Annotated in this window: 2 protein-coding genes; both read right to left on the bottom strand. The window is 75.4% G+C overall.

Annotated features, from left to right (window positions below; all coding sequences use genetic code 11):
* Window positions 1-901, bottom strand: a 901-nt coding sequence (locus ABZ340_RS36070) for a beta-ketoacyl synthase N-terminal-like domain-containing protein (protein ID WP_358786123.1), incomplete at its 3' end; no start/stop codon positions are given.
* Window positions 902-1,022: 121 nt separating this feature from the next.
* The coding region (locus ABZ340_RS36065) for a type I polyketide synthase (protein WP_358786122.1) at window positions 1,023-6,685 on the bottom strand (5,663 nt) is incomplete at its 5' end.

The following is a 6,685-nucleotide window of genomic DNA, read 5'->3' as shown; positions in this document are numbered from 1 at the left end:
TGACCGCACTGCCGCGCAGGACCGCGAGCACCCGGTGGCCGCGTTCCCGGGCCACCGACAGGCGCTCCAGGACCACGACGCCCACACCCTCGGCCAGGCCCATGCCGTCGGCGCCGTCCGCGAACGCCTTGCAGCGGCCGTCGGCGGCCAGGCCGCGCTGGCGTGAGAACGCCACGAAGTTGCCGGGCGTCGACATCACCATCGCGCCGCCGGCGAGCGCCATGGAGCACTCGCCCTGCCGCAGCGCCTGCGCCGCCAGGTGGATGGCGACCAGGGACGAGGAGCACGCCGTGTCGAGGGACACCGCCGGGCCCTCGAAGCCGAGGACGTAGGAGACGCGGCCCGAGGCCACGCTGGTCGACGCGCCCGTGCCCGCGAAGCCCTCCGACTCGGGGGTCACCACGCCGGCACCGGCGCCGTACCCCTGGCCGGACAGGCCGGAGAACACGCCCACGTCGGTGCCCTTGAGGGAGAGGGGGTCGAGGCCGGCCCGCTCCAGCGCCTCCCAGGAGGTCTCCAGGAGCAGCCGCTGCTGCGGGTCCATGGCGAGGGCCTCACGCGGCGAGATCCCGAAGAACCCGGCGTCGAACAGGCCCGCCCCGCGCAGGAAGCCGCCCTGGCTGACGTACGAGGTGCCCGCGTGGTCCGGGTCCGGGTCGAACAGGCCCTCCAGGTCCCAGCCGCGGTCGTCGGGGAAGTCCGAGACGGCGTCGACGCCGTCGACGACCAGCTTCCACAGCTCATCCGGCGAGGACACACCACCCGGGTACCGGCAGGCCATGGAGACGATGGCGATCGGCTCGCGCGCCTGGTCCTGGACCTCGCGCAGCCGCTTGCGGGCGCTGCGGGCGTCGGCGATGGCCCGCTTGAGATAGTCGCGGAGTTCTGCCTCGTCGGCCACTTGATTCAACCCCCAGGTGGTGGATGTCTGCGATTGCCGTGGGTGGGTTCCCGCACCGTCTGTGCGGGGTCGTGCGGGCCGGGTCCTTCGTGGGCCCGGCCCGGCCCGCACGGGCGCGGCTTCAGTCGAGCCGCTCGAAGAGCGCGAACAGCTCCTCGTCGCTGGCGTTCTCGAGGTCCGCGTCGTCGGACGCGTCCGCCCCGGCCGGACCGGTGCCGGTGTCGCCCGCCGCCTCGGCCGCCCTCAGCAGCTCCCGCAGGCGTGCGGTGATCCGGTCGCGGGCCTCGGCGTCGGGGCCCGCGGACTCGATGACCGCCTCCAGACCGGCGAGAGAGGTCAGCGCCGCGTCGGCGGGCGTCGCCTCGTCGACGGCGAGTTCGGCCCGCAGGAAGCGGGCGAGGGCCTGGGGGGTCGGGTGGTCGAAGACCAGCGTGGCGGGGAGCTTCGTACCGGTCGCCTCGCGGAGCCGGTTGCGCAGTTCCACCGAGGTGAGCGAGTCGAACCCGGCCTCGTTGAACGCGGTGTCCGGGCGGACGCCCTCCGGCCCGCTGTGGCCGAGCACGACCGCGGCCTGTGCCCGCACCACGTCGAGGAGCAGGGCCTCCTGTTTCGCCGCGGGGAGTCCGGCGAGCCGGTCCGCCAGCTTCCGCTGCCCGCCGGCGCCGCCGGTCGACCGCGCCTGCTGACGGCCCGTGCGGACCAGGCCGCGCAGCAGGTGCGGCACTGTGCTGCCGGCCGCCGCCGCGTCGGCGCGTACGGCCCGCAGGTCCAGCTTGACCGGCACCAGGAGCGCGTGCCCGGACCCCAGCGCGGTGTCGAACAGCTCCATGCCCTCGGCGGACGGGAGCGCCAGGACTCCGCCGCGCCCCTCGCGTCGGCCCATCCGGGTCCTGGTGAGGTCGTCGATGTTGCCGGCCATGCCGGTGACCTGCTCCCACGGGCCCCAGGACAGCGAGAGCCCGGGCAGTCCCGCCGCGCGGCGGTGGGCCATCAGGCCGTCCAGGAAGGCGTTGGCCGCCGCGTAGTTGCCGCTGCCCGCGCCCATGAAGACGGACGAGGCGGAGGAGTAGACGACGAACGCGTCCAGCTCCAGGCCGCGCGTCAGCGCGTCGAGGTGCGACACGGCGTCGACCTTCGGCGCGAACACCGTGGCCAGGCGCTCCGGGGTCAGCGCCCCGATCACGCCCGGGTCGAACACACCGGCCGTGTGCACCACGCCGCGCAGCGGGTGCTCGCCGGGTATCGAGGCCAGCAGGGCCCGCACCTGGGCGCGGTCCGACACGTCACAGGCCACGGCCGAGACCGTCGCGCCCAGTCCGGTCAGCTCGGCGACCAGTTCCGGCACGCCCTCGGCGTCCGGGCCCCGGCGGCTGGCGAGGACCAGGTGGCGTACACCGTTGCGGGTGACGAGCTGCCGGGCCGCCAGGGCGCCGAGCGAGCCGCCGCCCGAGACCAGGACGGTCCCGTCCGCCCGGAACACCGTCCCGGGGCCGGTGACCTCAGCGGTGACCCGGGCGAGCCGGGGCACCGAGAGGGCCGTGCGGCGCACGGCGAGCTGCGGTTCGCCACTGGCCAGCACTGTGGCGAGGACGGAGTCGAGCACCGGCTCCACGCCGCCCTCGGCCTCGGGGTCGGCGTCGAGGAGGACGATCCGGTCCGGGTTCTCGGACTGGGCGGCCCGCACCAGACCCCACACCGCCGCGGCGGCCGGATCCGTCACCGCGCCGTCGCTCCCGGCGGGCATCGCGCCCCGGGTCAGCACCACCAGGCGCGACTCCTCGAGGCCCGCGGCGCCGAGCCACGCCTGGACCACGCCGAGGACCCGGGAGGTCAGGGCGAGCACGGCGTCCTCACTGTCGCCGCCGACGGCCTGGAGGACCACGGCCGCCGGTACGCCGCCGCTCGCGGTCAGGGCCGCCGTGTCGTCGGCCGAGGTCACCGGCACCCACGGCGGCGCGGGCTCCGCCCCCTGGGCCGGAGGCAGTTCGGTCCACTCGACCGCGTACAGCGACTCGCGGCTCTCCCGCGCCGCCGTGGCGCCGAGCTGCTCGATGGACACCGCTCGCATCACCAGCGCGTCCATCGTCAGGACCGGGCTGCCGGTCTCGTCCGCCGCCGCGATCGACAGCGCGTCCGCGCCGTTCGGCGCGATGCGCACGCGAAGCGCCGGGGCGCCGGTGGCGTGCAGCACCAGGCCGTTCCACGAGAACGGCATCACCGGCTGCCCGGCGTCCTCCCCCGGCGCGTCCGCCGCGGCGAACGTCCCGGCCTGGAGCGCCGCGTCGAGCAGCGCGGGGTGCAGGCCGAAGCCACCGGCCCGCTCGCGCTCCGCGTCGGGCAGGGCGACCTCGGCGAAGAGCTCGTCGCCGCGCCGCCACACCGCGCGCACGCCGCGGAAGACGGGACCGTACGCGTAGCCGCGCTCCAGCAGGCCCTCGTACAGCTCGTCGGTGTCCAGTTCCGCCTGCTCGGCGCCGGGCGGCGGCCAGGCGGCGAAGTCGAAGTCCGTGCCACGGGTCGCGGCCGGGGCCGGGGACGAGGCCGACAGGAGCCCGGTGGCGTGCCGCGTCCACGTGTCCCCGTCGCCGGGGGCGTCCTCGCGCTGCGAGTGGATCTCCACCGTGCGCGTGCCGTTCTCGTTCGCGCCGCCCACGGCGACCTGGACCCGCACCCCGCCCTGCTCCGGCACGACGAGGGGCGCCTCGGTCACCAGCTCCTCCAGGACCCCGCAGCCGGCCTCGTCACCGGCCCGTACGGCCAGCTCCACCAGCCCGGTGGCCGGGATCAGCACCAGGCCGCCGACCACGTGGTCGCCCAGCCAGGGGTGGGACGTGAGCGACAGGCGCGAGGTGAACACCAGGCCGTCGGAGTGCGGCAGCCGCACCACCGCCCCGAGCAGAGGGTGGTCGGTCCCGGCGAGTCCGAGGGAGTTCGCGTCCGTGTGCGCCGGGGCCGTGTGCAGCCAGAAGTGCTGGTGGTCGAAGGCGTACGTCGGCAGTTCCACGCCCGCCGCCGTGGCGCCGGCCGGCAGGACACCGGTCCAGTCCACGGGAACGCCGTGCACGAAGACCTCGGCCATCGAGGTCAGGAGCCGGCGCAGACCGCCCTCCTCACGCCGGAGCGAGCCGGTGACCACCGCGTCCGCGCCGCTCGCATCGAGAGCCCCGGTGATCGGCTGGACCAGCACCGGGTGGGCGCTGACCTCGATGAAGGCGGTGTGGCCCTGGGCCAGGAGCTCGGCCACGGCCGGGCCGAACCTCACCTGGCCGCGCAGGTTCCGGTACCAGTAACCGCCGTCGAGCACGCCGGCGTCCTGCACCCAGCCGCTCGTCACGGTCGAGTAGAACGGCACCAGCGGCGCGTGGGCGCCGATCCCGGCCAGCGTCTCGGCCAGGGTGTCCTGGATGTCCTCCACATGCCGGGTGTGGGAGGCGTAGTCCACCGCCACCCGGCGCACCCGGACGCCGTCGCGCGAGAGGGCCTCAAGCGCCTCGTCCAACGCTTCCGCGTCGCCCGCGACCACCACCGAGGACGGGCCGTTGACGGCGGCGACCTCGACCCGGTCCGCCCAGCGCGCCAGGCACGCGACCGCCTCGCTCTCGGCCAGCGCGACCGAGGCCATGCCACCGCGCCCCGCCAGCTCCTTGCCGATGGCCTGGCTGCGCAGCGCCACCACCCGTGCCGCGTCCTCCAGCGACAGCGCACCGGACACGCACGCCGCCGCAATCTCACCCTGCGAGTGCCCCACCACCGCATCCGGCAGCACACCCACCGACGACCACACCGCCGCCAGCCCCACCATCACCGCGAAACTGGCCGGCTGCACCACATCCACACGCTCCAGCAGCCCGGCATCCGCCTCCCCGCGCAGCACGTCAACCAGCGACCAGTCGATATACGGCTCCAGCGCCGCCGCACACTCCGCGACCCGCTCCGCGAACACCGGCGAGGACTCCAGCAACTCCCGCCCCATACCGGCCCACTGCGAACCCTGGCCCGGGAACACCCACACCACCTTGCGGGGCGCGCCCGCGCTGCCGGTCACCAGGTTGGGCGCGCTCTTGCCCCGGGCCAGCGCCCGCAGCCCGGCCAGCGCCTCGTCCCGCGAGCCGGCCACGACCACCGCGCGCTCACCCAGCAGCGCCCGGTGGGAGACCAGCGCCTCGGCCACCGAGGCCGGCGGCACCTCGTCGGCGCCTTCGACGAAAGCCGCGAGCCGCCCGGCCTGGCCCGCCAGCGAAACGGCACTGCGCGCCGACACCACCAGCGGCACCACACCACCCGGCACCACCTCGTCCGCGCCGGACTCCTGCGCCTCCTCGGGCGCCTCCTCCAGGATCAGATGCGCGTTCGTGCCGCTGATGCCGAACGAGGACACGCCGGCCCGGCGCGGGCGGCCGTCACGCGGCCACTCCCGCGCCTCGGTCAGCAGCTCCACCGCACCCTCGGACCAGTCGACCTGGGACGTGCGCCGCTGCGCGTGCAGCGTCGGGGGCAGCACGCCGTGGCGCAGCGCCTGCACCATCTTGATGACGCTGGCCACGCCCGCGGCGGCCTGCGCGTGGCCGATGTTCGACTTCAGCGACCCCAGCCACAGCGGCTTCCCGGGGTCACGGTCCTGCCCGTACGTCGCGAGCAGCGCCTGCGCCTCGATCGGATCGCCCAGCGCCGTACCCGTGCCGTGGCCCTCCACCACATCCACATCCGCCGTCGAGAGCCCGGCGCCGGCGAGGGCCTTGCGGATCACGCGCTGCTGCGAGGGACCGTTGGGCGCCGTGAGCCCGTTGGACGCGCCGTCCTGGTTGACCGCGCTGCCGCGCAGGACCGCGAGCACTCGGTGGCCGCGCTCCCGGGCCACCGACAGCCGCTCCAGGACGACCACGCCCACGCCCTCCGACAGGCCCATGCCGTCCGCGCCGTCCGCGAAGGCCTTGGACCGGCCGTCGGCGGCCAGGCCGCGCTGGCGCGAGAACGCCATGAAGGTGGCGGGGGTCGCCATCACCATCGCGCCGCCGGCGAGCGCCATCGAGCACTCGCCCTGGCGCAGCGCCTGCGCCGCCAGGTGCATCGCCACCAGCGACGACGAGCAGGCCGTGTCCACCGACACCGCCGGGCCCTCGAAGCCGAAGACGTACGAGACACGGCCCGACGCCACGCTCGACGCGAGGCCCGTGCCGGCGAAGCCCTCCACTTCCGGTGCGATCGCGCCGGTTCCGTAGCCCTGGCCCGAGACGCCGGAGAACACGCCGACGTCGGTGCCCTTGAGCGTGACCGGGTCGATGCCCGCGCCCTCGAGCGCCTCCCAGGAGGTCTCCAGGAGGAGCCGCTGCTGCGGGTCCATGGCGAGGGCCTCACGCGGCGAGATGCCGAAGAACCCGGGGTCGAACAGGCCCGCCCCGCGCAGGAAGCCGCCCTGGCTGACGTACGAGGTGCCCGCGTGGTCCGGGTCCGGGTCGAACAGGCCCCGCAGGTCCCAGCCGCGGTCCTCGGGGAAGTCCGAGACGGCGTCGACGCCGTCGACGACCAGCTTCCACAGCTCATCCGGCGAGGACACCCCGCCGGGCAGGCGGCATGCCATTCCGATGATCGCCAGCGGCTCGTTCGTGTCGGCCGCGACGGCCGCCCGCGGCTCGGGCTCCGGCTCCGGCTCCGGCGCCGCCACCTCGCCGAACTGCTCGCGCAGATGGCGGGCGAGGGCCTGCGGGGTCGGGTAGTCGAAGACCAGCGTGGGGGGCAGCTTCAGGCCGGTCGCCTCGCGGAGCCGGTTGCGCAGTTCCACCGAGG

It is taken from the genome of Streptomyces sp. NPDC006134, assembly GCF_040628835.1.
Lineage (GTDB): Bacteria > Actinomycetota > Actinomycetes > Streptomycetales > Streptomycetaceae > Streptomyces.
The sequence above is the reverse complement of the archived record's forward strand: the minus strand, read 5'-3'. Positions and strand labels throughout refer to the sequence as shown.